Annotated in this window: 22 protein-coding genes; 10 read left to right on the top strand and 12 right to left on the bottom strand. The window is 65.8% G+C overall.

Annotation, left to right across the window (positions count from 1 at the left end):
* Positions 1-110: 110 nt before the first annotated feature.
* The 7 genes from rsfS (at position 111) to BBTA_RS01965 (ending at position 6,487) form a co-directional block, all read left to right on the top strand.
* A complete protein-coding gene (rsfS, locus tag BBTA_RS01995; protein ID WP_083780752.1) occupies positions 111-467 on the top strand; it encodes a ribosome silencing factor in 357 nt (118 codons plus the stop codon).
* Positions 468-565: 98 nt separating this feature from the next.
* Positions 566-1,048: a 23S rRNA (pseudouridine(1915)-N(3))-methyltransferase RlmH gene (rlmH, locus tag BBTA_RS01990; RefSeq protein WP_012040755.1), complete on the top strand. Its 483-nt coding sequence runs from the start codon at positions 566-568 to the stop codon at positions 1,046-1,048.
* Positions 1,049-1,081: 33 nt separating this feature from the next.
* Complete coding sequence (locus BBTA_RS01985) at positions 1,082-2,488, top strand: murein hydrolase activator EnvC (protein ID WP_041750265.1); 1,407 nt, start codon at positions 1,082-1,084, stop codon at positions 2,486-2,488.
* The gene (locus BBTA_RS01980) at positions 2,485-3,843 is read left to right on the top strand and encodes a S41 family peptidase (RefSeq protein ID WP_041750264.1); all 1,359 of its coding nucleotides are present in this window, start codon (positions 2,485-2,487) and stop codon (positions 3,841-3,843) included. The genes BBTA_RS01985 and BBTA_RS01980 overlap by 4 nt, the downstream gene beginning before the upstream one ends.
* Positions 3,844-4,018: 175 nt before the next feature.
* A complete protein-coding gene (locus tag BBTA_RS01975) occupies positions 4,019-5,242 on the top strand; it encodes a divergent polysaccharide deacetylase family protein (protein WP_012040752.1) in 1,224 nt (407 codons plus the stop codon).
* A 77-nt stretch (positions 5,243-5,319) separates the two neighbouring features.
* Positions 5,320-5,826 (top strand): RNA pyrophosphohydrolase, encoded by a 507-nt coding sequence (locus BBTA_RS01970; protein WP_012040751.1) that lies wholly within the window; start codon positions 5,320-5,322, stop codon positions 5,824-5,826.
* 151 nt (positions 5,827-5,977) lie between these two features.
* The gene (locus tag BBTA_RS01965; protein WP_041751183.1) at positions 5,978-6,487 is read left to right on the top strand and encodes an RNA pyrophosphohydrolase; all 510 of its coding nucleotides are present in this window, start codon (positions 5,978-5,980) and stop codon (positions 6,485-6,487) included.
* On the opposite strand, the gene BBTA_RS01960 is transcribed toward BBTA_RS01965, so the two are convergent.
* The 6 genes from BBTA_RS01960 to BBTA_RS01935 all read right to left on the bottom strand — a co-directional run bounded on the left by BBTA_RS01960 (position 6,484) and on the right by BBTA_RS01935 (position 13,471).
* The gene (locus tag BBTA_RS01960) at positions 6,484-8,145 is read right to left on the bottom strand and encodes an adenylate/guanylate cyclase domain-containing protein (protein WP_012040749.1); all 1,662 of its coding nucleotides are present in this window, start codon (positions 8,143-8,145) and stop codon (positions 6,484-6,486) included. The genes BBTA_RS01965 and BBTA_RS01960 overlap by 4 nt on opposite strands.
* Positions 8,146-8,309: 164 nt before the next feature.
* A complete protein-coding gene (locus tag BBTA_RS01955) occupies positions 8,310-8,717 on the bottom strand; it encodes a F0F1 ATP synthase subunit epsilon (protein ID WP_012040748.1) in 408 nt (135 codons plus the stop codon).
* A 99-nt stretch (positions 8,718-8,816) separates the two neighbouring features.
* Complete coding sequence (atpD, locus tag BBTA_RS01950) at positions 8,817-10,259, bottom strand: F0F1 ATP synthase subunit beta (protein WP_012040747.1); 1,443 nt, start codon at positions 10,257-10,259, stop codon at positions 8,817-8,819.
* Positions 10,260-10,349: 90 nt separating this feature from the next.
* Positions 10,350-11,228 (bottom strand): F0F1 ATP synthase subunit gamma, encoded by an 879-nt coding sequence (locus BBTA_RS01945; RefSeq protein WP_012040746.1) that lies wholly within the window; start codon positions 11,226-11,228, stop codon positions 10,350-10,352.
* Positions 11,229-11,381: 153 nt separating this feature from the next.
* Positions 11,382-12,911, bottom strand: a complete 1,530-nt coding sequence (atpA, locus tag BBTA_RS01940; RefSeq protein WP_012040745.1) for a F0F1 ATP synthase subunit alpha — start codon at positions 12,909-12,911, stop codon at positions 11,382-11,384.
* On the bottom strand, positions 12,911-13,471 hold the full coding sequence (locus BBTA_RS01935) for a F0F1 ATP synthase subunit delta (protein WP_012040744.1): 561 nt from the start codon (positions 13,469-13,471) through the stop codon (positions 12,911-12,913). Before BBTA_RS01935 ends, atpA begins: the two co-directional genes overlap by 1 nt.
* Positions 13,472-14,121: 650 nt before the next feature.
* Here BBTA_RS01935 and BBTA_RS01930 point away from each other — a divergent pair.
* Complete coding sequence (locus BBTA_RS01930; RefSeq protein WP_012040743.1) at positions 14,122-14,670, top strand: septal ring lytic transglycosylase RlpA family protein; 549 nt, start codon at positions 14,122-14,124, stop codon at positions 14,668-14,670.
* Between the two features lie 156 nt (positions 14,671-14,826).
* Here the strand turns inward: BBTA_RS01930 and BBTA_RS01925 are convergent, their stop codons facing one another.
* Complete coding sequence (locus BBTA_RS01925; protein WP_012040742.1) at positions 14,827-17,037, bottom strand: primosomal protein N'; 2,211 nt, start codon at positions 17,035-17,037, stop codon at positions 14,827-14,829.
* Between the two features lie 223 nt (positions 17,038-17,260).
* Between BBTA_RS01925 and BBTA_RS01920 the strand changes: the two genes are divergently transcribed.
* Complete coding sequence (locus BBTA_RS01920) at positions 17,261-18,256, top strand: tyrosine recombinase XerC (RefSeq protein ID WP_041750263.1); 996 nt, start codon at positions 17,261-17,263, stop codon at positions 18,254-18,256.
* An 80-nt stretch (positions 18,257-18,336) separates the two neighbouring features.
* Positions 18,337-18,927, top strand: coding sequence for a DUF4337 domain-containing protein (locus BBTA_RS01915; RefSeq protein WP_012040740.1), 591 nt, complete (start codon positions 18,337-18,339; stop codon positions 18,925-18,927).
* A 195-nt stretch (positions 18,928-19,122) separates the two neighbouring features.
* Here the strand turns inward: BBTA_RS01915 and BBTA_RS01910 are convergent, their stop codons facing one another.
* The 5 genes from BBTA_RS01910 to BBTA_RS01890 form a co-directional block, all read right to left on the bottom strand.
* Complete coding sequence (locus BBTA_RS01910; protein ID WP_012040739.1) at positions 19,123-19,662, bottom strand: hypothetical protein; 540 nt, start codon at positions 19,660-19,662, stop codon at positions 19,123-19,125.
* A gap of 129 nt (positions 19,663-19,791) precedes the next feature.
* The gene (gene lpdA, locus BBTA_RS01905; RefSeq protein ID WP_012040738.1) at positions 19,792-21,195 is read right to left on the bottom strand and encodes a dihydrolipoyl dehydrogenase; all 1,404 of its coding nucleotides are present in this window, start codon (positions 21,193-21,195) and stop codon (positions 19,792-19,794) included.
* Positions 21,196-21,240: 45 nt separating this feature from the next.
* The gene (locus tag BBTA_RS01900; RefSeq protein WP_012040737.1) at positions 21,241-21,987 is read right to left on the bottom strand and encodes an SDR family oxidoreductase; all 747 of its coding nucleotides are present in this window, start codon (positions 21,985-21,987) and stop codon (positions 21,241-21,243) included.
* Between the two features lie 67 nt (positions 21,988-22,054).
* Entirely contained in the window at positions 22,055-23,290 is a 1,236-nt protein-coding gene (odhB, locus tag BBTA_RS01895) for a 2-oxoglutarate dehydrogenase complex dihydrolipoyllysine-residue succinyltransferase (protein ID WP_012040736.1), read from the bottom strand.
* A gap of 136 nt (positions 23,291-23,426) precedes the next feature.
* Positions 23,427-26,384 carry a 2-oxoglutarate dehydrogenase E1 component gene (locus BBTA_RS01890; protein ID WP_012040735.1) on the bottom strand — a complete coding sequence of 986 codons (2,958 nt, stop codon included), beginning with the start codon at positions 26,382-26,384 and terminating at the stop codon, positions 23,427-23,429.
* Positions 26,385-26,403 lie beyond the last annotated feature (19 nt).

Raw genomic sequence — 26,403 nt, 5'->3', positions numbered from 1 at the left:
GGTCCCTGACCACATCTGTATTGTCCCAGTCGGCCTTACCCAAGACCAAGGCAACGACCTCCAAGTCGGCGACTGCCAAGGCGCGTAAGACTCCGACCCACGATGCGGCCTTGCAGGCGCAACCCGACGCCGACAAGACTCTGCGCACGATCCTCTCCCGCCTCGAGGACATGAAGGCGGAAGAGACGGTCACCATCGATCTTCACGGCAAATCGGCGTATTCCGACTACATGGTCATCACGACAGGCCGCTCCAACCGGCATGTCGGCTCGATCGCGGAAAACGTCGCGAAAGGCCTCAAGGAGGCCGGGGCCAAGAAGGTCCATATCGAGGGCTTGCCCAATTGCGACTGGGTGCTGATCGATTCCGGTGACGTGATCGTGCACGTGTTCCGGCCTGAGGTCCGCGAGTTCTACAACCTCGAGCGGCTGTGGACACAGGGGCCGAACCCGGCAAAGACGCTGTAGATCACGATCATTCCGGAAAGCCGGTTGCCGCTTTCCGGATCATGCTCTACGGCCGCCCGGCGGTACGAATCGGCCTGTGCACGTGGTAGAGCGTGCGCATGCGCATCGTGGTGATCGCCGTTGGCCGATTGAAACAGGGTCCGGAGCGGGAGCTCGCGGAGCGTTACCGCGAACGCTTCGACGATCTCGGCCGCAAGCTGGGCTTCCGCGGCCTCGACCTTCATGAACTCCCGGAGAGCCGCGCACGCGACGCGGCCACGCGGATCAGCGAGGAAGCGGCAGCCATTGCAGCGCTGATTCCGGGCAGATCCGTGCTTGTCTGCCTCGACGAACGCGGCCAGAACATCGACAGCGCGAGTTTGGCGGCACAGATCGGACGCTGGCGCGACGAAGGCGTTCCGGCGGCGGTGTTCGTCATCGGCGGCGCCGACGGACTTTCGCCCGAATTACGGCGCAGAGCCAAGCTCGGGGTCGCGTTCGGGGCTGCGACCTGGCCCCATCAGATCGTTCGCGTTCTGCTGTTCGAGCAGATTTACCGTACTGCTACGATCCTGGCGGGTCACCCCTACCACCGCGCTTGAATCAGTTAAGATCGGAGCACATTAAGGACGTCGATGTTCGCTGCGCGGCCCCCCACTCGCTCATCTGCCACCGTCCGCAGCGGCCGGACGTGCAGCGCGTGGATGACCGCCGCGGTGAGCCTCGCGGCCTTGGCCCTCGCTCCGCTGGGCCTCACACCGCTGACCAGCACGCCCGCGGCAGCCCAGACCGGCCTTCGCCCGTCGATCGCCGGTACGCCCTCACCGACACCGCCGACCCCGGAACAACTGAAGCAGCGCGCGCAGGAACTCGAGGCCGCGCGTGCCGCGCAAAAAGCGGCTGCCGAGGCGCAGGAGCGGTTGAAGGCGGAGATCGCGACACTCGGGGAGGACCGCGGCAAGCTCAACCAGCAGCTGATCGACGTCGCCTCGCAGGTGCGGAGCGTCGAGGTCAGAGTCGGCGAAGCCGAGACCCGGCTGCGCGGCCTCGATGGTCGCGAGCAGGATCTTCGCAACTCTTTGGAGGCGCGGCGCACCGAGATCATCGAAGTATTGGCCGCCTTACAGCGCGCTGGCCGCCGCACGCCGCCGGCGCTGCTCGTCCGGCCCGAGGACGCGCTGCAATCGCTGCGCACCGCCATGCTGCTCGGCTCGGTGGTTCCGGAGATGCGCGGCCGGGCCGAAAAGCTCTCGACCGATCTCGGCGAACTCGTCGCCCTGCGCAAGACCATCGCCACCGAGCGCGACAAGCTCGCCGCCGATCGCGACAAGCTCCGCACCGATCAAACCCGGCTCGCTGCGCTGGTCGAGGAGCGGCAGCGCAAGCAGGCGACGGCCGAGAAGGACATGGAGGCCGAGAGCCTCCGCGCGGTGGCGCTCGCCCAGCAGATCGACACGCTGCAGGGTCTGATCTCGACCATGGAGCTCGACATCAAGAGCGCCGCCAAGGCGGCCTCGACCGCGAGCCTGCAGGGCGTTCCGGTCAACAGCAAGCCCGATGCGAACGCCTTGCGCAATCCGGGCCGCAAAACGCCGGCGATCGCCTTCGCGTCGACCAAGGGCATGCTGACCTACCCCGTCAACGGCACCAAGCTTCGGGAATTCGGTGCATCCGACGGCGCGGGTGGCGTCGATAAAGGCATTTCCTTGGCAGCCCGTCCGGGGGCCCAAGTCACAACCCCGTGTGATGGCTGGGTTGTGTATGCCGGCCCCTTCCGCAGCTACGGACAACTCTTGATCCTTAACGCCGGTGGCGGGTATCATGTCTTGATCGCCGGGATGGAGCGCATTTCCGTCAACATCGGGCAGTTTGTTCAGACGGGAGAGCCGGTCGCGACCATGGGTACGACGTCCCAGGTCGCCTCCATTCTCGCTACCAATGCGAGTCAACCAGTGCTCTATGTCGAGTTCCGTAAGGACGGCACTCCAATCGATCCAGGCCCATGGTGGGCCGCAAATGAAGGCGAAAAGGTACGCGGATGATGCGTAAGACTTCGGTAATTCTCCTGAGCGCGGCCACCGGTGCGGCATTGACCTTGTTCGTGACTCAACCACGCGCGGTGTTGATGGGATCGACCGCGCGCGCCGCAACTGCCGACACCTATCGCCAGCTCAACCTGTTCGGCGACGTGTTCGAACGGGTGCGCAGCGACTATGTCGAGAAGCCGGACGACTCGAAACTGGTCGAATCCGCCATCAGCGGCATGCTGTCCGGCCTCGATCCGCATTCGAGCTACATGGATGCGAAGAGCTTCCGCGACATGCAGGTGCAGACCCGCGGCGAGTTCGGCGGTCTCGGCATCGAAGTCACGATGGAAGATGGCCTGATCAAGGTGGTGTCGCCGATCGACGACACGCCGGCCTCGAAGGCCGGCATCCAGGCCAACGACATCATCACCAATCTCGACGAAGAAGCGGTGCAGGGCCTCACCCTCAACCAGGCGGTCGAGAAGATGCGCGGCCCGGTCGGCACCAAGATCAAGCTGAAAGTGGTGCGCAAAGGCGCCGACAATCCGCTCGATATTACGCTGACCCGCGACAATATCCGCGTCCGCTCGGTGCGCTCGCGCATCGAATCCGACGATATCGCTTATATCCGCATCACCACCTTCAACGAGCAGACCACCGAAGGCCTCAAGAAGAGCATCGCCGATCTGCAGACCCAGATCGGAGACAAGCTGAAGGGCTACGTCATCGATCTGCGCAACAATCCGGGCGGCCTGCTCGAAGAGGCTGTCACGGTGTCCGACGCGTTCCTGGAGCGCGGCGAGATCGTCTCCACCCGCGGCCGCAACGCCGAGGAGACGCAGCGCCGCTCCGCGCATGCCGGCGACCTCACCAAGGGCAAGCCGGTCATCGTGCTGATCAATGGCGGCTCGGCCTCGGCCTCCGAGATCGTAGCTGGCGCGCTGCAGGACCACAAGCGCGCGACGCTCGTCGGCACGCGCTCGTTCGGAAAGGGCTCGGTGCAGACCATCATCCCGCTCGGCGCCGGCAACGGCGCACTGCGTCTGACGACGGCGCGCTACTACACGCCGTCGGGCAAATCGATCCAGGCCAAGGGCATCGTGCCGGACATCGAAGTGCTGCAGGATGTGCCGGACGAGCTGAAGTCGCGCACCGACACCAAGGGCGAGGCTTCGCTGCGCGGCCATCTGAAGAATGATGGCGACGAGAAGACCGGCTCGCAGTCCTACGTGCCGCCGGATGCCAAGGACGACAAGGCGCTCAAGCTCGCCGCCGACCTGCTGCACGGCATCAAGAACAGCGCCAACACGCCGGCGCCCACCACCGACAAAGCGGCAGCCGACAAGCCGGCGACCAAAGCGGCGAACTAAGCCGACCCTGCCAGCAACGACATCGACTTCGAAAGGCGGCCGCAGGGCCGCCTTTTTCGTTGGAAGGAGCTCTCTCCACCGTGCCCGGGTTCCGCGGATCTACGGGCTCCGGACACGAAGCCTGTGCCTGAATCGTCGCCGTGGTATCGTAGGCTTGATTGATTCGGGAATTTTGATGACAGAGACGGCCGACGAGCTGAGCGCCCCGCTCGGACAGACGGAGAAGCGTCGCAGGCGCCGCATTCGGCTTCCCTTCACGCTCCTGCAGGCTCTCGCCGTGCTGCTCGGCCTGTTCCTGGTGGTGTTCGCCGGCTTCGCTCTGTTCGGCGACAATCCGCTCGGCGGCGAGCCGATTGCCCGGATCGCGATCAACGCGGGCGCCAAGCCGGACGACAAATCGGGCGCTGCAAAACCGGACGCCAAGCATGGGGCGACGGCCGAGCACGGCGCTGCCGCGCCGGCCAAGCAGGACGGCGGCGACCGCAAGACGGTCACCATCATCGATGGATCCAGCGGCGCGCGCCAGGAGGTGGCGATCGGCGGCGGTGGCAGCGAGACAGCCGAACCCGGCGCGGCTGCGCCGGCGGCGAGCCAGATGCCGGGCGTCGATCCGCGGCTGCTGGAGAAATCGCGCTACGGCATGATCCCGGTAATGGCCGATGGCGTGAAGCCGTTCACCGCCTATGCGGCCGAGGCCGACCGGGCCAAGGCCGCCCGGATGCCGGCCGTCGCCATCGTGATCGGCGGTCTCGGCGTCGGCGCGGCCAAGACGGTCGAGGCCATCATGAAGCTGCCACCGGCCGTGACCCTGGCCTTCACCCCGTATGGCGCCGACCCGACCAAGCTGGCCGAGCGGGCGCGGGCGCAGCGCCATGAGATCCTGCTGCAGGTGCCGATGGAGCCCTACGACTATCCGGACAATGATCCGGGACCGCAGACGCTGCTCGCCACGCTTGGGCCGGACCAGAACATCGACCGCCTGTTCTGGCACATGAGCCGGCTGCAGGGCTATGTCGGTATCGGCAATTTCATGGGCGCGCGTTTTGTCGCCACCGAAGCGGCGATGCAGCCGATCGTGAACGAGGCTGCCAAGCGCGGGCTTGCACTGTTCGATGACGGCGCCGCGCCACGCAGCGTGGCCGCCTCGCTGGCCGCCGGGCGCGCCATGCCGTTCGCCAAGGGCGATGTGGCCATCGACGCGGTGCCGACGCCGGTCGAAATCGACAATGCGCTCGCCAAGCTGGAAAGCCTCGCCAAGGAGCGCGGCATCGCGATCGGCACCGCCTCCGCTTTGCCGGTCTCGATCGATCGCATCGGGGCCTGGATCAAGGGGCTCGATCGCAAGGGCATTCTGCTGGTGCCATTGACAACTGCGATGCTGAAATCAAAATCGAACTGAACGGACGTACGCTGCGGCGACGTCGGAGCGGAGCCTGAGCGACGACGCCCGGAGCAACGCAGGAAGGCCGAGACGGAATGACGCGCTACGAGGACCTGCCTTACCGCACCTGCGTCGGCATCGCGCTGATCAACTCGGAAGGGCTGGTGTTCATCGGTCGCCGCGCTGGCGGCATCGAGCATGTCGACGACGCCCATGTCTGGCAGATGCCGCAAGGCGGCGTCGATCCCGGTGAAGACGCCTGGGAGGCGGCCAAGCGCGAGCTTTATGAGGAGACCAGCGTCCGTTCCGTCGAGAAGCTGGCCGAGATCGACGACTGGCTGACCTACGATATTCCCCGCACCGTGGCCGGCCGGGCCTGGAAAGGACGCTATCGCGGCCAGCGGCAGAAATGGTTTGCCCTGCGCTTCACGGGAACGGATACCGAGATCGACGTCGAGCGTCCGGGCGGCGGCGTCCACAAGGCCGAATTCATCAGCTGGCGCTGGGAGCCGATGCAGAACCTGCCGACGCTGATCGTGCCGTTCAAGCGGCCGGTCTATGAGCGCGTGGTCAAGGAATTCGCCGCCCTCGCCGGCAAGTGACCTCTTCGGCCACGCCTTGACGCTTTGAGCGGTCTCGCCTTGAGGCGGTGGCGTCGTGCTGCACATGGCCTGCAAACAATCTCTGCAGCTCGGCCGCGACAACGCCGTCACGATGCGTTGCTATCCGGCGCAAAATCCCATGGATGAGAGCATGACCGAAACCAGACCCTACCGGCCGAATGTCGGCATCGCCCTGTTCAATGCCGACGGCCTCGTTTTTCTCGGACGTCGCTTTCGCGACGATGGACCGGAGATCATCCTGCCTGGCCTCGAATGGCAGATGCCGCAAGGCGGCGTCGATCCCGGCGAGGACCTGCAGGCGGCCGCCCGGCGCGAGCTGTGGGAGGAGACCGGCATTCGCGACGCCGAGATTCTCGGCGAATCCGACTGGCTGACCTACGAGTTTCCGCCGTTCAAGGATCCCAACCACCGCCTCGCCGGCTTTCGCGGCCAGCGCCAGAAATGGTTTGCCATGCGCTTCACGGGACGCGAGGCGGACATCGACCCGGTGACGCCGCGCAATGGCCAGCCGGCGGAGTTCGATGCCTGGCGCTGGGAGCAGCTGGCCCGCGTCCCCGATCTGGTGGTGCCGTTCCGCCGCGAGGTCTACCGCGCCGTGGCGCAGGCATTTTCGGGAATCGCAAGGAGCGGCGGCTACTAATTCGGCTCGACCGTGAACGGGCCGATCGCGATGACACGGCAGTCGCTGTCCTGCGTGGAGCAATCCGCCAGCGCGCCGCCGATCGCGGTCTCCTCGCGGTCGCCGTTCAGGCCGAAGCCGGGATGACCCGCGGTGCCCACCGCCACCGCATTCCAGCCGGACGGCGAGGCCGCGAGGCGACGCACCACCTCGTCGCGGGAGTCGGCCGCGATCGCGGGGGCGCTCGTCGCATGGAAGAAGCCGGTGGCCTTCAGCACGGTCGGCACCGGCACGACGAAGGCGTCATCGAGCGCCACGATCATGCAGGGTGTGCCGGCCTGTGCGCCGCAGGATTCGAGATTGCGCCTGACGGCGTCTTCGACCAGGTCGGCGCCGACGCTGAAGACGAAATGTCCCTTGGGTCCAAGCGCGATCGCCTTGGAGCGGCGCCCGGGAGCGTAATTTGCCTCGAGCCTGGCGCGTCCGCTGTCGTTCACCAGCGGCATCTCGGCGGCGCTGAAGGCGCGCTCCGTCGTGGGGTCGTGCCGGACCCATGGCAGCGGCGGCAGCGGCGGCTTGCTGTGCGGAAAGACCACGCTGTCGCCGACCGCATAGAGCTCGCATTTGCGCGATCCGTTGGACGTCTCGGCACGCTGGCGACACTGTTCGAGCGCGGCCGCCTTGGCGGCCTCTTCGCTTGACTGCCCTGTGACGTAGGCGCTGACGCCATTGATGGTGGTCGCGAACGCCTTGTGAGCTGGAGCGGGGACATAGTCGCGGGCCAATGCGATGCGGGTGCGCTCGCTGACGAAGGGCACCGCATCAGCGGCGAACCTCTCGGCGGCGATGACGGGCGAGGCTTGCGGCGACGATTGCGGCTCAGGAGTGGACGGGGGCTGCGCGCCGGGCGACGCCGGCGGCTTGGACGATGACGAAACGGGCGACGCTGGAGTCGCCGAGAGCCGCGCCAGCGCCTCGGCCGCGGCCTTGGCGGCATCGCGTTGCGCCGGCGGCGGATCACGATAATCCAGATAGAGAGCGGTCCCGACGCCGATCGCGGCCAGCGTGACCGCGGTGAGCGCGAGCCATCCCAACAGGCGCAGCGCGCGAGCCTTCTTGGTGACCGTTGCGGCGAAGGTGCCGTCCTCGCGCCGCATCGCAACCCGAAAGGCGTGCACCGGGGTCGGGATGTTCTTCACCTCCCGCGCGCCCATGTCGGCGAACTGGACCGACAGCTTGTTGGCGACCTGCTCATGCACCGCGCGCGAGATGCAGATGCCGCCGACATCGGCGAGGCCCTCCAGCCTGGCCGCGATATTGACTCCATCACCGAGCAGATCGCCGTCGCGCTCGACGACATCGCCGATGGTGATGCCGATGCGGTAGCTCATCTGCCGGTTCGGCGGAAAATCCCTGTTCCGGGTTCGCAGGCTCTCCTGGATGTCGATCGCGCAGCGCACGGCCTCGACAGCGCTCGGAAACTCCGCGAGCACCGCATCTCCGGCGGTGTTGAAGATGCGGCCGCCGGCGCGAGCGATGAAGTCGTCCACGACCTCACGATAGGCTGCCAGACGCCGCAGCGTCTCTTCTTCATCCTCGGCGACCAGACGTGAATAGCCGGCAATGTCAGCGGCAAGAATCGCCGCGATCTTGCGCTTCAAGACGATCTGGCCTGCCATCTCACCACGCCTGTTCGACCGGCCGGGAGCATGCCGCCGGATCGGCAACCGCGCAACCAGCTTCCCTGAAGTCGTCGCCCGGCCGCGCCGCGCGTTCAAGCCGGAATGAAAAATGGCCGGGCGGAGCCCGGCCACGATTGCTTGTCAACCTGCGGCACCGAAACTCAGTGCAGCGCCGTCGTGTTGAGCTGCTGCTGAATCGTCTTGAAGTGGTCGAGCCGCTCGATCGCGCGATCGAGCTCATTGCCCTGCTTCTCGTTCAGCTTGGCTTCCATGCCCGAAATCTCGGCCGCGAAGGCGGTCTGGTCCAGCTCCTTCAGCGACGTCGCGACGTCGGCGAGGATGGTCAGCCCCTTCTCCGAGATCTCGGCGAGGCCGCCGAGCACGATGATCTTCTGCTGCGTTCCGCCGGCCGTGACGGTCAGGATGCCAGGCCGCAAAGTGGCGACGAACGGCGCATGACCGGCGAGCACGCCGAAATCACCCTCTTGGCCGGGAACGTCGACCTGGTCGACCTCGCCCGAGAAGGCGATCTTTTCCGGCGAGACGAGATCGAAGTGGAAAGTTGCCATGGGGGAACCTGCGAGTAGCGAATAGCAAATGGCGAGTAGTGAAGCAGGAAGCAGCGAACAGATTGTTCTATTCGCTACTCCCTATTCGCTATTCGCGTCTCAGGCAGCTTCCGCCGCCAGCTTCTTGCCCTTCTCGACCGCCTCTTCGATGGTGCCGACCATGTAGAAGGCAGCCTCCGGCAGGTGGTCGTACTTGCCTTCCACCAGGCCCTTGAAGCCCTTGATGGTGTCGGCGAGCTCGACGAACTTGCCCGGCGAGCCGGTGAAGATCTCGGCGACGTGGAACGGCTGCGACATGAAGCGCTCGACCTTGCGGGCGCGCGCCACCGTCAGCTTGTCTTCTTCCGAGAGCTCGTCCATGCCCAGGATGGCGATGATGTCCTGCAGCGCCTTGTAGCGCTGCAGCACCTGCTGCACCTGACGGGCGACCGCATAGTGCTCCTCGCCGACGACCAGCGGGGACAGCATGCGCGAGGTGGAGTCGAGCGGGTCGACCGCCGGATAGATGCCCTTTTCAGCGATCGAGCGCGACAGCGTCGTGGTCGCGTCCAAGTGCGCGAACGAGGTCGCCGGCGCCGGGTCGGTCAAGTCGTCGGCCGGCACGTAGATGGCCTGCACCGAGGTGATCGAACCCTTGGTCGTGGTGGTGATGCGCTCCTGCAGCGCGCCCATGTCGGTGGCCAGCGTCGGCTGATAGCCCACCGCCGAGGGGATGCGGCCGAGCAGCGCCGACACTTCCGAGCCGGCCTGGGTGAAGCGGAAGATGTTGTCGACGAAGAACAGCACGTCCTGGCCCTTGTCGCGGAAGTCTTCCGCGATGGTCAGACCGGTGAGCGCGACGCGGGCGCGGGCGCCCGGCGGCTCGTTCATCTGGCCGAACACCAGCGCGCATTTCGACTTCACCGACGGATCCGGATTGTGCGGATCGGCGTTGACCTTGGACTCGATGAACTCGTGATAGAGGTCGTTGCCCTCGCGGGTGCGCTCGCCGACGCCGGCAAACACCGAGTAGCCACCGTGCGCCTTGGCGACGTTGTTGATCAGCTCCTGGATCAGCACGGTCTTGCCGACGCCGGCGCCGCCGAACAGGCCGATCTTGCCGCCCTTCGCATAAGGAGCAAGAAGATCCACGACCTTGATGCCGGTCACAAGGATCTCGGCCTCGGTCGACTGGTCGGTGTAGCTCGGCGCTTCCTGGTGGATGGCGCGGAGGCTGTCGGCCTTGACCGGGCCGGCTTCGTCGATCGGCTCGCCGATCACGTTGATGATGCGGCCCAGCGTGCCCTCGCCGACGGGAACGCGGATCGGAGCGCCGGTGTCGGTCACTTCCTGACCGCGCACGAGACCTTCCGTGGTGTCCATCGCGATCGTGCGCACGGTGGATTCACCGAGATGCTGCGCGACCTCGAGCACGAGGCGGTTGCCGGCGTTCTTCGTTTCCAGCGAGTTGAGAATTGCGGGCAGGTGACCTTCGAACTGAACGTCGACGACAGCGCCGATCACCTGGGTGATGCGACCGATCTGGTTGGCTGCGGTAGCCATCTCATCTCTCTCCTTACGATCCGAATTTCAGGCCGCGGTCCAATGGACCGCGAGAATTGAACGTGATTGCTTGCAACGGGCGCTGCGCGGTCAAACCGCCTCGGCACCCGAAATGATTTCGATCAGCTCCTTGGTGATCTGCGCCTGGCGGGTCCGATTGTAGACCAGCGTCTGCTTGCGGATCATCTCACCGGCGTTGCGCGTCGCGTTGTCCATCGCCGACATCTGCGCACCGTAGAACGAGGCGTTGTTTTCAAGCAGCGCGCGGAAGATCTGGACGCCGACATTGCGCGGCAGCAGCGCCGACAGAATCTCGTCCTCCTCCGGCTCATACTCGTAGAGCGCGACCGGTGCGGCGTTGGCGGCCGGCGCCTCGACCACCAGCGGGATGATCTGCTGGGCGGTCGGGATCTGGGCAATGACCGACTTGAAGCGCGAATAGAACAGCGTGCAGACGTCGAACTCGCCGGCGTCGAAGCGGGCGATCACCTGCTTGGCGATGTCCTCGGCATGTACGAAGCCGATCTGGCGCACCGAGCGCAGATCGACATGTGCGATGATCTGCTTCTCGAACTGGCGGCGCAGCTGCTCATAGCCCTTGCGGCCGACACAGAAGAACTTCACGTCCTTGCCCTGGTTCATCAGGGCCAGGGCCCGCTCGCGTGCCAGGCGCACGATCGACGAGTTGAACGCGCCGGACAGACCGCGCTCGCCGGTGCAGACCAGCAGCAGATGGACCTGGTCGCGCCCGGTGCCGGCCAGCAGCTTCGAGCTCGCCGGCGAGCCGGCGGAGGCCGCCGCGATGTTCGAGATGACGGCGTCCATCTTCTCGGCATAGGGACGAGCCGCCTCGGCGGCGAGCTGCGCGCGGCGCAGCTTGGAGGCCGCGACCATCTGCATCGCCTTGGTGATCTTCTGCGTCGCCTTGGTCGAGGCGATGCGCACCCGCATATCTTTCAGTGACGCCATGGTTCGTTAGCTCACCCCGGCGGCCGATCCGTCAGGACCCGGCCGCTCAACCCATAAAGATCATTTGGCGCCAGGCCGTGTGCCTGGCGTGACATCTTGGTCCACGTCGTCGACGTGGGGTGGCCGGTCGACCCGGCCACGCCTCCCGATCGATCAGGAGAAGGTCTTGGCAAAGCCCTCGACCGCAGCCTTCAGCTTGGCAGCGCTGTCGTCCGACAGATCGCGGGTGTCACGGATCGTGTTCAGCAGATCGGCATGCTTGCCGCGCAGCAGCGACAGCAGGCCGTCCTCGAACGCACGGACCTTGCCCAGCGGAAGCGCGTCGAGATAGCCGTTGGTGCCGGCCCAGATCACGCAGACCTGCTCTTCCATCTTCAGCGGCGAGAATTGCGGCTGCTTCAGGAGCTCGGTCAGGCGCGAACCGCGGTTCAGCAGGCGCTGCGTCGCGGCGTCGAGATCGGAGCCGAACTGCGCGAACGCCGCCATCTCGCGGTACTGCGCCAGCTCACCCTTGATCTTGCCGGCGACCTTCTTCATCGCCTTGGTCTGCGCCGACGAGCCGACGCGCGACACCGACAGACCGACGTTCACGGCCGGGCGGATGCCCTGGAAGAACAGGTCGGTTTCCAGGAAGATCTGGCCATCGGTAATCGAGATGACGTTGGTCGGGATGTAGGCTGACACGTCGTTGGCCTGGGTCTCGATGACCGGCAGGGCGGTCAGCGAGCCGGCGCCTTGCGTCTCGTTCAGCTTGGCGGCGCGCTCGAGCAGGCGGGAGTGCAGGTAGAACACGTCGCCCGGGTAGGCTTCGCGGCCCGGCGGACGGCGCAGCAGCAGCGACATCTGGCGGTAGGCGACGGCCTGCTTGGACAAGTCGTCATAGATGATGACGGCGTGCATGCCGTTGTCGCGGAAGTACTCGCCCATGGTGCAGCCGGTGAACGGCGCCAGATACTGCATCGGGGCCGGATCAGACGCGGTCGCGGCGACCACGATCGAATATTCCAGCGCGCCCTGCTCCTCGAGCACCTTCACGAACTGGGCGACGGTCGAACGCTTCTGACCGACGGCCACGTAGACGCAATACAGCTTGATCTTCTCGTCCGGCTGCGCGTTGAGCGGCTTCTGATTCAGAATCGTGTCGAGCGCGATCGCGGTCTTGCCGGTCTGGCGGTCGCCGATGATCAGCTCGCGCTGACCTCGGCCGATCGGGATCAGCGCGTCGATCGCCTTCAGGCCGGTGGCCATCGGCTCGTTGACCGACTTGCGCGGAATGATGCCCGGCGCCTTAACGTCCACCCGCTTGCGCTCGGTGAACTGGATCGGCCCCTTGCCGTCGATCGGGTTGCCGAGCGCGTCGACGACGCGGCCGAGCAGACCCTTGCCGACGGGGGCGTCGACGATGGCGCGGGTGCGCTTGACGGTCTGGCCTTCCTTGATCTCGCGGTCGGCACCGAAGATGACGACGCCGACATTGTCGGTCTCGAGGTTCAGCGCCATGCCGCGGGTGCCGTTCTCGAACTCGACCATCTCACCGGCCTGGACGTTGTCGAGACCGTAGACGCGGGCGATACCGTCACCGACGGACAGCACCTGCCCGACTTCGGTGACTTCGGCTTCCTGCCCGAAATTCTTGATTTGGTCCTTGAGGATCGCGGAAATTTCCGCGGCGCGGATGTCCATCAGCCTGCCTCTTTCATCGCGTGCTTGATCGAGTTGAGTTTGGTGCGAAGCGAACTGTCGATCATCCGGCTGCCGAGCTTGACGACGAGCCCGCCGATGATCGCTGGATCCACCTTCACGTTGAGCGCGACGTCCTTGCCGGTCACTGTCTTCAGTGAGGCCTTCAGGGCGTCGAGATTCTTGTCGGAGAGCGGCTCGGCGACGGTGACGTCGGCCGTGGCTTCACCCTTGTACTTTGCGACCAGCGCGTTGAAGGCGCGGATCACATCGGCCACTGCGAACAGACGGCGATTGGCGGTCAGCACGCGCAGCACGTTGGCCGCAACGCCGGCGATGCCGGCTTTGTCGAGCACGGCGTTCAGCGCCTTCAGCTGCACGTCCGCGCCGAACACGGGGCTGCGAACGAGACGCTTGAGGTCGGCGCTTTCATCGAGAAGAGCATTGAACTTGTCGAGATCGGCCTTGACCGCATCGACGGACTTCTCGTCACGGGCCAGTTCAAACAGGGCCGTCGCGTAACGACCGGACACACCGGACACGGGGGGATCTTCAGCAGCCACAGGCGCGCTCTTTTTATATGTGCCCAACCCACAAGAGGGAAACCGGCGCGCCGCCGCAGCGGCAGTCCAGTTAAGCCCTTGGAATTCAAGCAGGACTTTGATTTTCGATCGCCGCGAGAGCAGCTTGATCACGAAAAGCGGCGCTTTGCTAACATAGCGTAAGCGCAGCCGCAACAAGCGGCGGCCCGCTATTCGGCACGTTGTTGCCGCGCTGCATTGGGAACCGCGGCAGCCACGCCGATCACGCCAAATGGGCCAACCACAGACCGGACAGTCATACCTCCTCAGAACCTAAGTGTTCCAGCTGTTGCTGCATGGCCGCCATGTCCCATTCCCCTTGACTCTTGTTTGGCCGACTTCCGCGCGCCTCCCGCGCTGGGAACGCATTACTTGGCGTCATCTTGGTATGGCCAACGAGAACTTAACTCGAAAGTAATACGAAGTATTCATTACTTAACGAAGCGTTAAAGGGCCGGATTACGGAATTTTCCGAGCGTGACGGAACAAGTCCAAAGATAATTGAACTGGATCGGAACAATTTCTACTGCCCCATTCGTGCCTCATTGCCCCACCAAACGGCGCGCGCCTCAACACCTGACGGGGGTCCACTGGCCGCAGAAGGCGGCAATACTGTTTCGAGGGACAGATAGATGCTCAAACTGAAGAACCTCTCGGCTGGCAAGATCGCCGGCTCGCGCACCGCGCTCGCTGTAGCCGTGACGTTGATCGTCGGCGGCAGTGCCACCGAAGCCTCGGCCCGCTCCAGGCATCATCATCATCACGCCCGCCATCACCACCACCACATGGCGCGCCAAGCCGCTCAGCCCGCGGCAGACTCCTTTTCGAACGGCTGGTCGTCCAACGGCTCGTCCTGGATGAACGCCAACGCGTCGGTCACCCCGACCTCTGGCACCGGCCGCACCTTCTCCGGCATGGCCTCGTATTACGGCAACGAGTCCGGCAGCCGCACCGCCTCCGGTCAGCGTATGAACGCCAACGCCATGACCTGCGCCCACCGCTCGCTGCCATTCGGCACCAAGCTGCGCGTGACCCATGGCGGCCAGAGCGTCATCGTCACCGTCAATGACCGTGGCCCGTTCATCCGTGGCCGGGTGCTCGACCTCTCGACCGGCGCCGCCCGCGCCATCGGCCTGACTCGCGCCGGCGTCGGCCGCGTCACCGCCGAGGTCGTGTCGTAAGGCACCTGCATCTAGCCACTCTCCACGCGTCGTTACGAGCGCAGCGAAGCAATCCAGGGGCCCGATCGGGACGCTGGATTGCGTCGTCGCGGAGCCTGTCATCGGGCCGCGCTTTGCGCGGACCCGTTGCTCCTCGCAATGACGGCAGAGAGAGACTTACAAGAAGCTTTGGGGGTCGACGTCGACCTCGAGCTTGAGATTGCCCTTGGGCTTCTCGGCATGCGCCAGCCAGTGGCGCAGATAGTCCGACAGATCGAAATTACGGGCCGATTTGAGGAGCAGCCGGAAGCGGTAGCGGCCCTTGATGACGGCGAGCGGGGCTTCGGCCGGGCCGAGCAGCAGTACGCCCTCCTCACGCGGCGCTGACGCTACCAGCCGGCGCGCGAAGCCCTCCGCGGTCGGCCGGTCGCCCGCCGAGATGATCAGGCTCCCCAGCCGGCCGAACGGCGGATAGCCGGTGCGCTCGCGGGCCTCGATCTCGCTGGTGTAGAAGGCCTCGCGATCGCAGGCGACCAGCGCCTTCATGACGGGATGCTCGGGCTGGTGGGTCTGCAGATAGCCGCGCCCGCGGCCCTGCTCGCGGCCGGCGCGGCCGATCACCTGGTTGAGGAGCTGCCAGGTGCGCTCGGCAGCGCGCGGATCGCCATTGCCGAGGCCGAGATCGGCATCGACCACCCCGACCAGATTCAGCCGCGGAAAATTATGGCCCTTGGCGACGAGCTGGGTGCCGATAATCAGGTCGACGCGGCCTTCCGCGATCTCGGTCAGCTCCGCGCGCATGGTCTCGATCGAGGTGATCAGGTCGCTCGACAGCACCATGCTGCGCGCGTCCGGAAACAGCGCCGCCGCCTCCTCCTGCAGCCGTTCGACGCCGGGGCCGACCGCAACCAGCGATTCCTCGGCGGCGCAATGCGGACAGGTCGGCGGGCGCGGCATCGAGAAGCCGCAATGGTGGCAGACCAGCCGCTGGCGAAAGCGGTGATCCACCAGCCAGGCGTCGCAGATGGTGCAGGCGAAGCGATGCCCGCAGGCGCGGCACAGGGTCAGCGGCGCATAGCCGCGGCGGTTCAGGAACAGCAGCGCCTGCTCGCCGCGCTCGATTGCGGTCCGGATCTCGCCCGCCAGCCGCGGCGAGATGTAGCGGCCGCGTGGCGGCGGCTCACGCCGGAGATCGATGGCCTCGATATGCGGCATGTGCTGGCCGCCGAAGCGCGACGGCAACGCGACGCGCTGGTAGCGGCCCTTGCGCGCATTGACCTCGGTCTCGACCGAGGGCGTCGCCGAGGCCAGCACCACCGGAAACTTGGCGATGTGGCCGCGCACCACCGCCATGTCGCGGGCGTGATAATGCGCGCCCTCGTCCTGCTTGTAGGCCTGGTCGTGCTCCTCATCGACGACGATCAAGCCCAGATCCGCATAGGGCAGGAACAGCGCCGAGCGCGCGCCGACCACGACCGGCGCCTCGCCGGCGGCGATCGACGCCCAATTGCGCTGGCGCGTGCGCGGGGTCAGCTCGGAATGCCATTCCAGCGGGCGGACGCCGAAGCGCCGCGAGAAGCGCTCGAGAAACTGGCCGGTCAGCGCGATCTCCGGCATCAGGATCAGCGACTGGCGGCCGCGGCGGATCGTTTCGGCCACCGCCTCGAAATACACCTCGGTCTTGCCGGAGCCGGTGACGCCGTCGAGCAGCGCCACCTGGAATGTGCCGTTCGCGGCCAGCGTCCGCATCGCCGCGACGCCGGCAAGCTGGGCATCGAAGAACTCCGGCCGGGCGAAGTCGGGATCAGGGGCAGGCGGCGGGAGCGTCCGCGGCATCGCTTCGACCGTCAGGGTGCCCTCGTCGACAAGGCCGTCGATGACGCTACCGGACACGCCGATCTCGCGGACGAGGTCAGACTTGCCATGCAGCAGGCCGTCCGAGACCGCCTCGATGACCCGCCTCCGCGCCGGCGTCAGCCGTTTCGGCGCGTCCCCGACCAGGCGGACGCCGAGCCGCACCCGCTCCGGTCCGAGATGCTCGCCCATGCGTAAGCACATCCGCAGCACCATGCCGCGCGGCGACAGTGTGTAATTGGCGACCCAGTCGACCAGCGAACGCAGCTCCGGCTTGAGCGGCGGCACGTCGAGCTTCTCGCTGACATCCTTCAGCCGGTTGTGCAGCCGCGGATCGGGATTGGCATTCTCCGCCCACACCACGGCCAGCACTTCGCGCGCGCCGAGCGGCACGCCGACCACGTCGCCCGGTTTCAGCGCCATGCCACGCGGCACGCGGTAGGAATAAGTGTGGTCGAGCGCGACCGGAACCAGCACGTCGACCACGCCGGCCGTGCTCGGGGCACCTGGAAAGAGATCGGTCGCGCGGTCCATGACGGCGGAGTTAGCCTTGATCCGGCTGAAGCGAAAGCCGCCCGGCAAAGTTAGCGAACGGTAAAGGTCGGGGATGCGATATACTTGAACTCCCTCGATGGGATCGAGCTGTTTCCGCGAACGCCGCGACGCCCCCTCGCCCCGCAGGCGGGGGAGAGGCACGGGCCCAGCCTGCCGCGAGAGACATCGCTCCATCGGACGCCGAACTCTTCGCGGGCACGACATGGCAAAACGGACGCGACCAATGGAAAAGGACATAAGCGACGCGCCCCAAGCCCCCGATCTCCTCGGCGCCGACGAGGGCGTCATCCGCGCCATGATGCAGTGGCTGGCGCATCTGCGCAGCGAGCGGCGGCTGTCGCCAAAGACGGTGGAGGCCTATGCGCGCGACCTCAGGCAATGCCTGCAATTCCTCTGCACGCATTGGGGTGGGCCGGTGACCTTGGCGCGCTTCGCCGCGCTGGAGGCCGCCGACATCCGCGCCTTCATGGCGATGCGCCGCGCCGACGACATTGCCGGGCGCTCCTTGATGCGGACATTGGCGGGCTTGCGCTCGTTCGGCCGCTTTCTGGAGCGCGAGGGCCAAGGCAAGGTCGGCGCGCTCGCCGGGATCCGCGCGCCGAAAATCGCCAAGAGCCTGCCGAAACCGCTGCCGATGGACGCCGCCAAGCGGCTCGCCGATGCCGATGAGCGCGCTGGCGAGACGCGCGAGACCTGGGTTTTGGCGCGCGATGCCGCCGTGATGGCCCTGCTCTACGGCTCGGGCCTGCGCATCTCCGAGGCGCTCGGCCTGAAGCGGCGCGAGGTGCCGCGGCCTGGCGAAGGCGACGTGCTGGTGGTCACCGGCAAGGGCAACAAGACCCGTATGGTGCCGGTGCTGCAGAACGTGCTGCAACTGATCGACGACTACGCCCGGCTCTGTCCCTATCCGCTGCCTGCGGAGGGGCCGATGTTTCTCGGCGCCAAGGGCGGCCCGTTGAGCCCGCGCATCATCCAGCTCGCGATGGAGCGGCTGCGCGGCGCGCTCGGCCTGCCCGACAGCGCCACACCGCACGCGCTGCGGCATTCCTTCGCGACGCACCTGTTGTCGCGCGGTGGCGACCTGCGCGCGATCCAGGAGCTGCTCGGCCACGCCTCGCTGTCGACCACGCAGGTCTATACCGGCATCGATTCGGAGCGGCTGCTGCAGGTCTACGCGTCAGCGCATCCGCGGCGCTGACACCGTTCCGTCACATCGTTTCGCTTGCGCTTGCACCCCCGTTCCGGCAATCGTCCGACGCTTGATCCGGAGGGGAACAGATGAGCGCACATGAGAGCATGGAGCATGCGGAGCACGCCGAGCACGCCTCGGGCGAGAACAAGAAGATCGCGCTGCTGATCGCGGTGATCGCGCTGTTCCTGGCGTTGTCGGAGACGCTCGGCAAGGGCGCGCAGACCGAATCGATCAGCAAGAACGTCGAAGCATCCAATCTGTGGGCCTTCTTCCAGGCCAAGACGGTGCGGCGCACGGTGGTGCAGACCGCCGCCGAACAGGGCAAGCTCAACCTGCCCGCGCTGCCCGACGAAGCGACCAAGGCCGCGCTGCAGAAGCAGATCGACGATTGGCAGAAGAACGCCGCGCGCTACCGCTCCGAGCCGGAGACCGGCGAAGGCAGCGAACAGCTCGCCGCGCGCGCCAAGCATGCCGAGGAGGAGCGTGACCTCGCGACAGCGAAATACCACCACTACGAGCTGGCCTCGGCCGCCTTCCAGATCGGCATCGTGCTGGCGTCAGCGACGATCATCACCGGGATGCTGGTGCTGGCCTGGGCCTCCGGCGCGCTCGCTGTCGTCGGGATCGCCATGACCGTGCTCGGACTGTTCCAGCCGCATCTGTTGCATCTGCACTAAAGCCGGTGACGGCGTGTGACTCCCTCCCAGCTTGCGGGGAGGGTTGGGGTGGGGACCACCGCAGCGGCGGTGCACGTGGAGAGAATTCCCCCACCCGCGTCACATCTGACGATGCGACGCGACCTCCCCCGCAAGCGGGGGAGGTGAAGGACAATTCAGCAAATCTGCGCGTTGTTGAGTTTCGAGCAAGTCGGATTAGCGCGCCTGCACGCTGCGGCGAAAGCGCGTGATCTGGCGAACCAGCCGGGCGGACCAGCCACGGGTATTGCCGCCGAGCACGTCGCTGACGATCTCGCGGATGCGCTGCTTGATCGGGTCGACCAGCGCCGCGGCCTTCCGGCGCAGCGTGAGCACGGCGTCATAGAGCCACGCGAACCACGGCATCTGCAGCAGCTTGCTGCGCGTCACGTCGAAGATGAAGGCGGTGATACCGACGCCGACCATCTTGCCGAATACGATCGTCCCCAGCGCGAGCTTCCATTGATGATGCATCAATAGCCACATGCCGAGCAGCTTGAGCGGAAACAGCAGGACGACTGGCACGACGAAGACCACCAGGGTCAGCGCCGGCGACAGTGTCTCGATCCGGGCCGCGAGCCAATGCTTCAGGCTGCGCAGCGGGATCGCCGCGACGATGCGCGCCACGATCGGTTCGAGATGGTCCCACAGCCAGGCTTCGATCAGGAAGATGATCGCGAGCAGGACCCAGAACGGCTGAAGCAGGCGGCGCAGCATGGCACTCCATCTCGGCCCGGCCTCGGGCTGAGGCCGCCGTGACGATACGACCTCGAACCTTGCCGTTTGGTTCAGCGTGGTCGGCAGACCTTTTTGTCGCATCCGCCGATCACACCGCAAAAGCGTCGGTCACATGTGGATGGCACGCTTGCCGACCGCAAGAGCGGCTTCCTTGACGGCCTCCGACCGCGTCGGATGGGCGTGGCAGGTGCGCGCCAGATCCTCGGCAGAGCCACCGAACTCCATCAATACGGCGGCTTCGTGGATCAGTTCACCGGCCTCGCGGCCGATGATGTGCGCGCCGAGCACGCGATCGGTCTTCGCATCTGCAAGGATCTTCACGAAACCGTCAGTGGTCTGGTTGACCTTGGAGCGGCCGTTCGCGGTAAACGGAAACTTACCGACGGTGTACGCAACACCGGCCTGCTTGAGCTCGTCTTCCGTCTTGCCGACGGAGGCCACTTCCGGCGTGGTGTAGACGACGCCCGGAATCACGTCGTAGTTCACATGACCGGCCTGGCCGGCCAGGATCTCGGCCACCGCCACGCCCTCATCCTCGGCCTTGTGCGCGAGCATCGGACCGGCGACGACATCGCCAATCGCGTAGACACCGGGCACGCTGGTCGCGAAATGGTGATCGATCTGCACGCGGCCGCGATTGTCGAGCACGACGCCAGCCTCCTGCAGGCCGAGGCCGTCGGTGTACGGCACGCGGCCGATCGCGACGAGGACCACGTCGGCCTCGATCTTCTCAGCCGCGCCGCCGGCCGCCGGCTCGATCGTCGCGGCGAGCGTTGCCCCTGACGTGTCGACACCGGTCACCTTGGCGCCGAGCTTGAACGCAAAGCCCTGCTTCTCGAGGATGCGCTGGAACTGCTTGGCGATCTCGAGGTCCATGCCGGGCAGGATACGGTCGAGGAATTCAACCACGGTGACCTTGGCGCCGAGGCGGCGCCACACCGAGCCGAGCTCGAGCCCGATCACGCCAGCACCGACGACGAGCAGGCTCGACGGAATCTTGTCCAGCGACAGCGCGCCGGTCGAGGAAACGATGCGCTTCTCGTCGATCTCGATGCCCTTGAGGCGCGCGATGTCGGAGCCGGTGGCGATCACGATGTTCTTGGTCTCGACGGTCTGCGCGGTGCCGTCATTGCCGGTCACCTGCACCTTGCCGGTGCCGAGGATCTTGCCCTTGCCCTGGAGCACGTCGATCTTGTTCTTCTTCATCAGGAACTCGACGCCCTTGACGTTGCCGTCGATGCCCTGCTGCTTGAAGTTCATCATCGCCGGCAGGTCGATCTCCGGCGCCGGCACCTTGATGCCCATCTTGGCGAAGGAATGCCCGGCCTCCTCGAACAATTCAGAGGCATGCAGCAGCGCCTTCGAGGGCATGCAGCCGACATTGAGGCAGGTGCCGCCGAGGGTGGCGTTCTTCTCGACCACGGCCACCTTCATGCCGAGCTGCGCCGCGCGGATGGCGCAAACATAACCACCGGGTCCGGTGCCGATGACGACGAGATCGTAGTTAGCCATGATCGAATGTTCCGTAAGCTTGCAAGTCAGAGATAACGACGGTCGTCAGCGTCCGCCCGACACGTCGAGAATGGCCGAAGTGACATAGGAGGCCTCGTCCGACAGCAGCCAGACGATGGCATTGGCGATTTCATCCGCGGTGCCGACGCGCTTCATCGGCACCATCGGCGCCAGACGATGAGCGCGATCGGGCTCACCGCCGGAGGCATGAATATCGGTGTCGATCAGGCCGGGGCGAATGGCGGCGACGCGAATCCCTTCGCTGGCGACCTCGTGGCCGAGGCCGACGGTGAAGGAATCGATCGCGCCCTTGGAGGCGGCATAGTCGACATAGGTGTTGGGCGAGCCGAGCTTGGCGGCGACCGACGACAGATTGATGATCACGCCGCCCTTGCCGCCATGTCGCGTCGACATTCGCTTCACGGCCTCACGTGCACACAGAATGCTGCCGGTGACATTGACCGCCATCAGGCGCTCGATGCGTTCCGCGCTCATCTCGTCGACACGCGTGGTCGGGCCGACGATGCCGGCATTGTTGATCAGCGCACCAAGGGTGCCGAACTTGTCCGCCGCCTTGAACAAAGCGAGGATGTCGTGCTCGCGGCCGACGTCGCATTTCACCGCGATCGCCTTGCCGTTGCTGGCCTCGATCGCGGCAACCGTGCTCTGCGCCGCGGCCTCGTTGGAGGCATAGCCGACCACGATCTTGAAGCCGCGCGATGCGGCGGCGAGCGCGGTGGCGCGGCCAATGCCGCGGCTGCCGCCGGTGATCACTGCAACCCTGTCGGTCATGATGGCCCCCGTGAGGTTTGAGGCGCGCTTCTCAGCGCGCCTCTCGAGCATCAGCTAATGACGATGATCAGAGATCCAGCACGAGCCGCGCCGGATCCTCCAGGCTCTCCTTGACGCGCACCAGGAAGGTCACCGCTTCCTTGCCGTCGATGACGCGGTGGTCATAGGACAGCGCCAGATACATCATGGGGCGGATTTCGATCTTGCCGCCGACCACGACCGGGCGCTCCTGGATCTTGTGCATGCCGAGGATGCCGGACTGCGGCGCGTTCAGGATCGGGGTCGACATCAGCGAGCCGTAGATGCCGCCATTGGTGATCGTGAAGGTACCACCCTGCATCTCGTCGATCTTGAGCTGGCCGTCACGGGCGCGGCGGCCGAAATCGGCGATGCCCTTCTCGATGTCGGCGATCGACTTGTGGTCGCAGTCGCGCACCACCGGCACCACCAGGCCCTTGTCGGTGCCGACGGCCACGCCGATGTGATAGTAGTTCTTGTAGATGAGATCGCTGCCGTCGATCTCGGCGTTGACCGCCGGGATGTCCTTCAGCGCCTGCACCACCGCCTTGGTGAAGAAGCCCATGAAGCCGAGCTTTGAGCCGTGCTTCTTCTCGAACACGTCCTTGTACTGGCTGCGCAGCGCCATCACGTTGGTCATGTCGACCTCGTTGAAGGTCGTCAGCATGGCCGCAGTGTTCTGCACGTCCTTGAGGCGGCGCGCGATGGTCTGGCGCAGCCGGGTCATCTTCACGCGCTCTTCGCGCGCGGCATCGTCGGCCGGCGACGGCGCGCGGACCTGCACGGCGGCGGCCGGCTGATTGACCGGGGTCGGCGCCGACGCGGCGCGCTCGATCGCGGCCAGCATGTCGCCCTTGGTGACGCGGCCGTCCTTGCCGGAGCCCGGAACGGTGGTGGCATCGACGCCGCTCTCGGCGGAGAGCTTGCGCACCGAGGGAGCCTGCGGCGTATCGGCGGGCAGCGCCTTGGCCGGGGCGGGAGCTGCAGCCGCCGGTGCTGCGGCGGGCTTCGCGGGAGCCGGGGCAGCCGCGGCGGGCTTGGCGGCCACAGCGCCATCATTGATCTGGCCGAGCAGCGCGCCGACGGCAACCGTCTCGCCGTCCTTGGCGATGATCTCGCCGAGCGTGCCGGCCGAGGGAGCCGGCACCTCGATCGTCACCTTGTCGGTTTCGAGCTCGACGAGCGGCTCGTCGACCGCCACGGCGTCGCCGGCCTTCTTGAACCAGCGGCCGATGGTGGCTTCGGTGACGGATTCCCCGAGCGTCGGAACGCGAATTTCAGTCATGGTCTCTATCCTCAATAACCCGTGCGGTCATAAAGCCCGTCCGTCATCGCCTTGCGGCGAGCAAGCGATGCGGCACGGACGATCAACGCGGTGTACTTGCGCCCCGCATGGCATGCGGGGCGCGTGAAAGGCAGGTTCAGTTCAGGGCTTCGTCGAGCAGCGCCTTCAGCTGGGCGAGATGCTTCGACATCAGGCCCGTGGCGGTGGCGGCCGACGCGGCACGGCCGGCATAGCGCGGACGCTTGCTCTTGCCGCCGGTCTGGTTCAGCACCCATTCGAGATAGGGCTCGATGAAGTGCCAGGCGCCCATGTTGCGCGGCTCTTCCTGGCACCATACGACTTCGGCGTTCTTGAAGCGGCCGAGCTCGGCGACCAGCGCCTTGAGCGGCACCGGATAGAGCTGCTCGATGCGCATCAGATAGATGTCGTTCAGACCGCGCTTCTCGCGCTCGTCATAGAGGTCGTAATAGACCTTGCCCGAGCACAGCACGATGCGGCGGATCTGGTCGTCCGGCACCAGCTTGGTCTTGTCGTCCGCCTGCATCTGGGCGTCATCATACAGGATGCGGTGGAAGGTGGTGCCCTTGGCGAGTTCCTCAAGCCGCGACACCGCGCGCTTGTGACGCAGCAGCGACTTCGGCGTCATCACGATCAACGGCTTGCGGATCTCGCGGTGCAGCTGGCGGCGCAGCACATGGAAGTAGTTCGCCGGCGTGGTCGGATAGACCACCTGCATGTTGTCCTCGGCGCACATCTGCAGATAGCGCTCAAGGCGCGCTGACGAATGCTCCGGACCCTGGCCCTCATAACCGTGCGGCAGCAGGCAGACGAGGCCGGACATGCGCAACCATTTGCGTTCGCCCGACGAGATGAACTGGTCGAACAGCACCTGCGCGCCGTTGGCGAAGTCGCCGAACTGCGCTTCCCACAAGGTCAGCGCGGTCGGCTCGGCGAGCGAATAACCGTATTCGAAGCCGAGCACCGCCTCTTCCGACAGCAGCGAGTTGATGACCTCGAAATGGCCCTGCTCCGGCGCCAGATGGTTGAACGGCGTGTAGCGGCTCTCGTCCTCCTGGTCGATCAGAACCGAGTGGCGCTGCGAGAAGGTGCCGCGCTCGCTGTCCTGACCGGAGAGACGGACCTTGTGGCCTTCGAGCAAGAGCGAGCAGTACGCCAGCGCCTCGCCGGTCGCCCAATCGAGGCCGACGCCGCTATCGATCGCCTTGGCGCGGTTCTCGAGGAAGCGCTGGATCGTGCGATGCAGGCGGAAGCCGTCCGGCACCTTGGTGATCTTGCGGCCGATCTCCTTGAGACGGTCGATCTCGACGCCGGTGACGCCGCGGCGCGCCTCTTCTTCCTGGTCGGCGGACTTCAGGCCTGCCCATTTGCCGTCGAGCCAGTCGGCCTTGTTCGGGCGATAGGAGGTGCCGGCTTCGAACTCGGCGTCGAGCCGGGCGCGCCAATCGGCCTTGGCCTTCTCGACCTCGCCTTCCGTCATCACGCCTTCGGCGACGAGACGCTTGGAGTAGATCTCCAGGGTCGACGGATGACCGGCGATCTTCTTGTACATCACCGGCTGGGTGAAGGCGGGCTCGTCACCTTCATTGTGGCCATGCCTGCGGTAGCAGAACATGTCGATGACGACCGGCTTGTGGAATTTCTGCCGGAACTCGGTCGCAACCTTGGCCGCGAACACCACCGCTTCCGGATCGTCGCCGTTCACATGGAAGATCGGCGCGTCGATCATCTTGGCGACGTCGGACGGATAGGGTGACGAGCGCGAGTAGCGCGGATAGGTCGTGAAGCCGATCTGATTGTTCACGATGAAATGAATCGAGCCACCTGTCCGGTAGCCCTTCAGGTCCGACAGCGCGAAGCATTCGGCCACGACGCCCTGGCCGGCGAACGCTGCGTCACCATGCATCAACAGCGGCAGCACCGAGATGCGCATGTCCGGCGGATCGCCGTGCTGGTCCTGCTTGGCGCGGACCTTGCCGAGCACCACCGGATCGACGATCTCGAGATGCGACGGGTTGGCGGTCAGCGACAGATGGATGCGGTTGCCGTCGAACTCGCGGTCCGAGGAGGCGCCGAGATGGTACTTGACGTCACCAGAGCCTTCGACCGCATCCGGGTTGGCCGAGCCGCCCTTGAACTCGTGGAACAGCGCGCGGTGCGGCTTGCCCATCACCTGGGTCAGCACGTTGAGGCGGCCGCGATGTGGCATGCCCAGCACGATCTCCTTCACGCCGAGATTGCCGCCGCGCTTGATGATCTGCTCCAGCGCCGGGATCAGCGACTCGCCACCGTCGAGGCCGAAGCGCTTGGTGCCGGTGAACTTGACGTCGCAGAACTTCTCGAAGCCCTCGGCCTCGATCAGCTTGGTGAGAATGGCGCGGCGTCCCTCGCGGGTGAACGAGATTTCCTTGTCCGGCCCCTCGATGCGCTCCTGGATCCAGGCCTTCTGCGCGGCGTTCGAGATGTGCATGAACTCGACGCCGAGCGTCTGGCAATAGGTGCGCTCGCAGATCGCGACGATCTCGCGCAAGCTGCCATATTCGAGGCCGAGCACGTGATCGAGGAAGATCTTGCGGTCGTAATCGGCTTCAGTGAAGCCGTAGGAGCGAGGGTCGAGCTCCTCGCGGTTGCGCGGGGCCTCGATGCCGAGCGGATCGAGCTTGGCGTGAAAGTGACCACGCATGCGGTAGGCGCGGATCAGCATCAACGCACGGACAGAGTCGCGGGTGGCCTGGTTGATGTCGGCCGGCGACAATTCGACGCCCTTGGTCTGCGCCTTGGCCGCAATCTTCTCGCCGACCTTCTTCTCGACCACAGCCCAGTTGCCATCCAGCGCCGAGGTCAACTCGTCGCGCGGCGAAACCGGCCAGTTGCTGCGCTCCCAGGACGGGCCCGAGGCGTTCTTCTGAACGTCGGCCGGCGCATCCTTCAGGCTCTTGAAGAACTCCTGCCAGTCGGCATCGACCGACGACGGATCCTTCTCGTAACGCGCATAGATTTCATCGATGTAGGTGGCATTGGTGCCCTGCAGAAAAGACGACAGGGCGAAGGCGGCGTTCGCATCTTGGCGAGACATGGTAGGCGTCCTGGTAATT

Source organism: Bradyrhizobium sp. BTAi1, from assembly GCF_000015165.1.
Classification (GTDB): domain Bacteria; phylum Pseudomonadota; class Alphaproteobacteria; order Rhizobiales; family Xanthobacteraceae; genus Bradyrhizobium; species Bradyrhizobium denitrificans.
The sequence above is the reverse complement of the archived record's forward strand: the minus strand, read 5'-3'. Positions and strand labels throughout refer to the sequence as shown.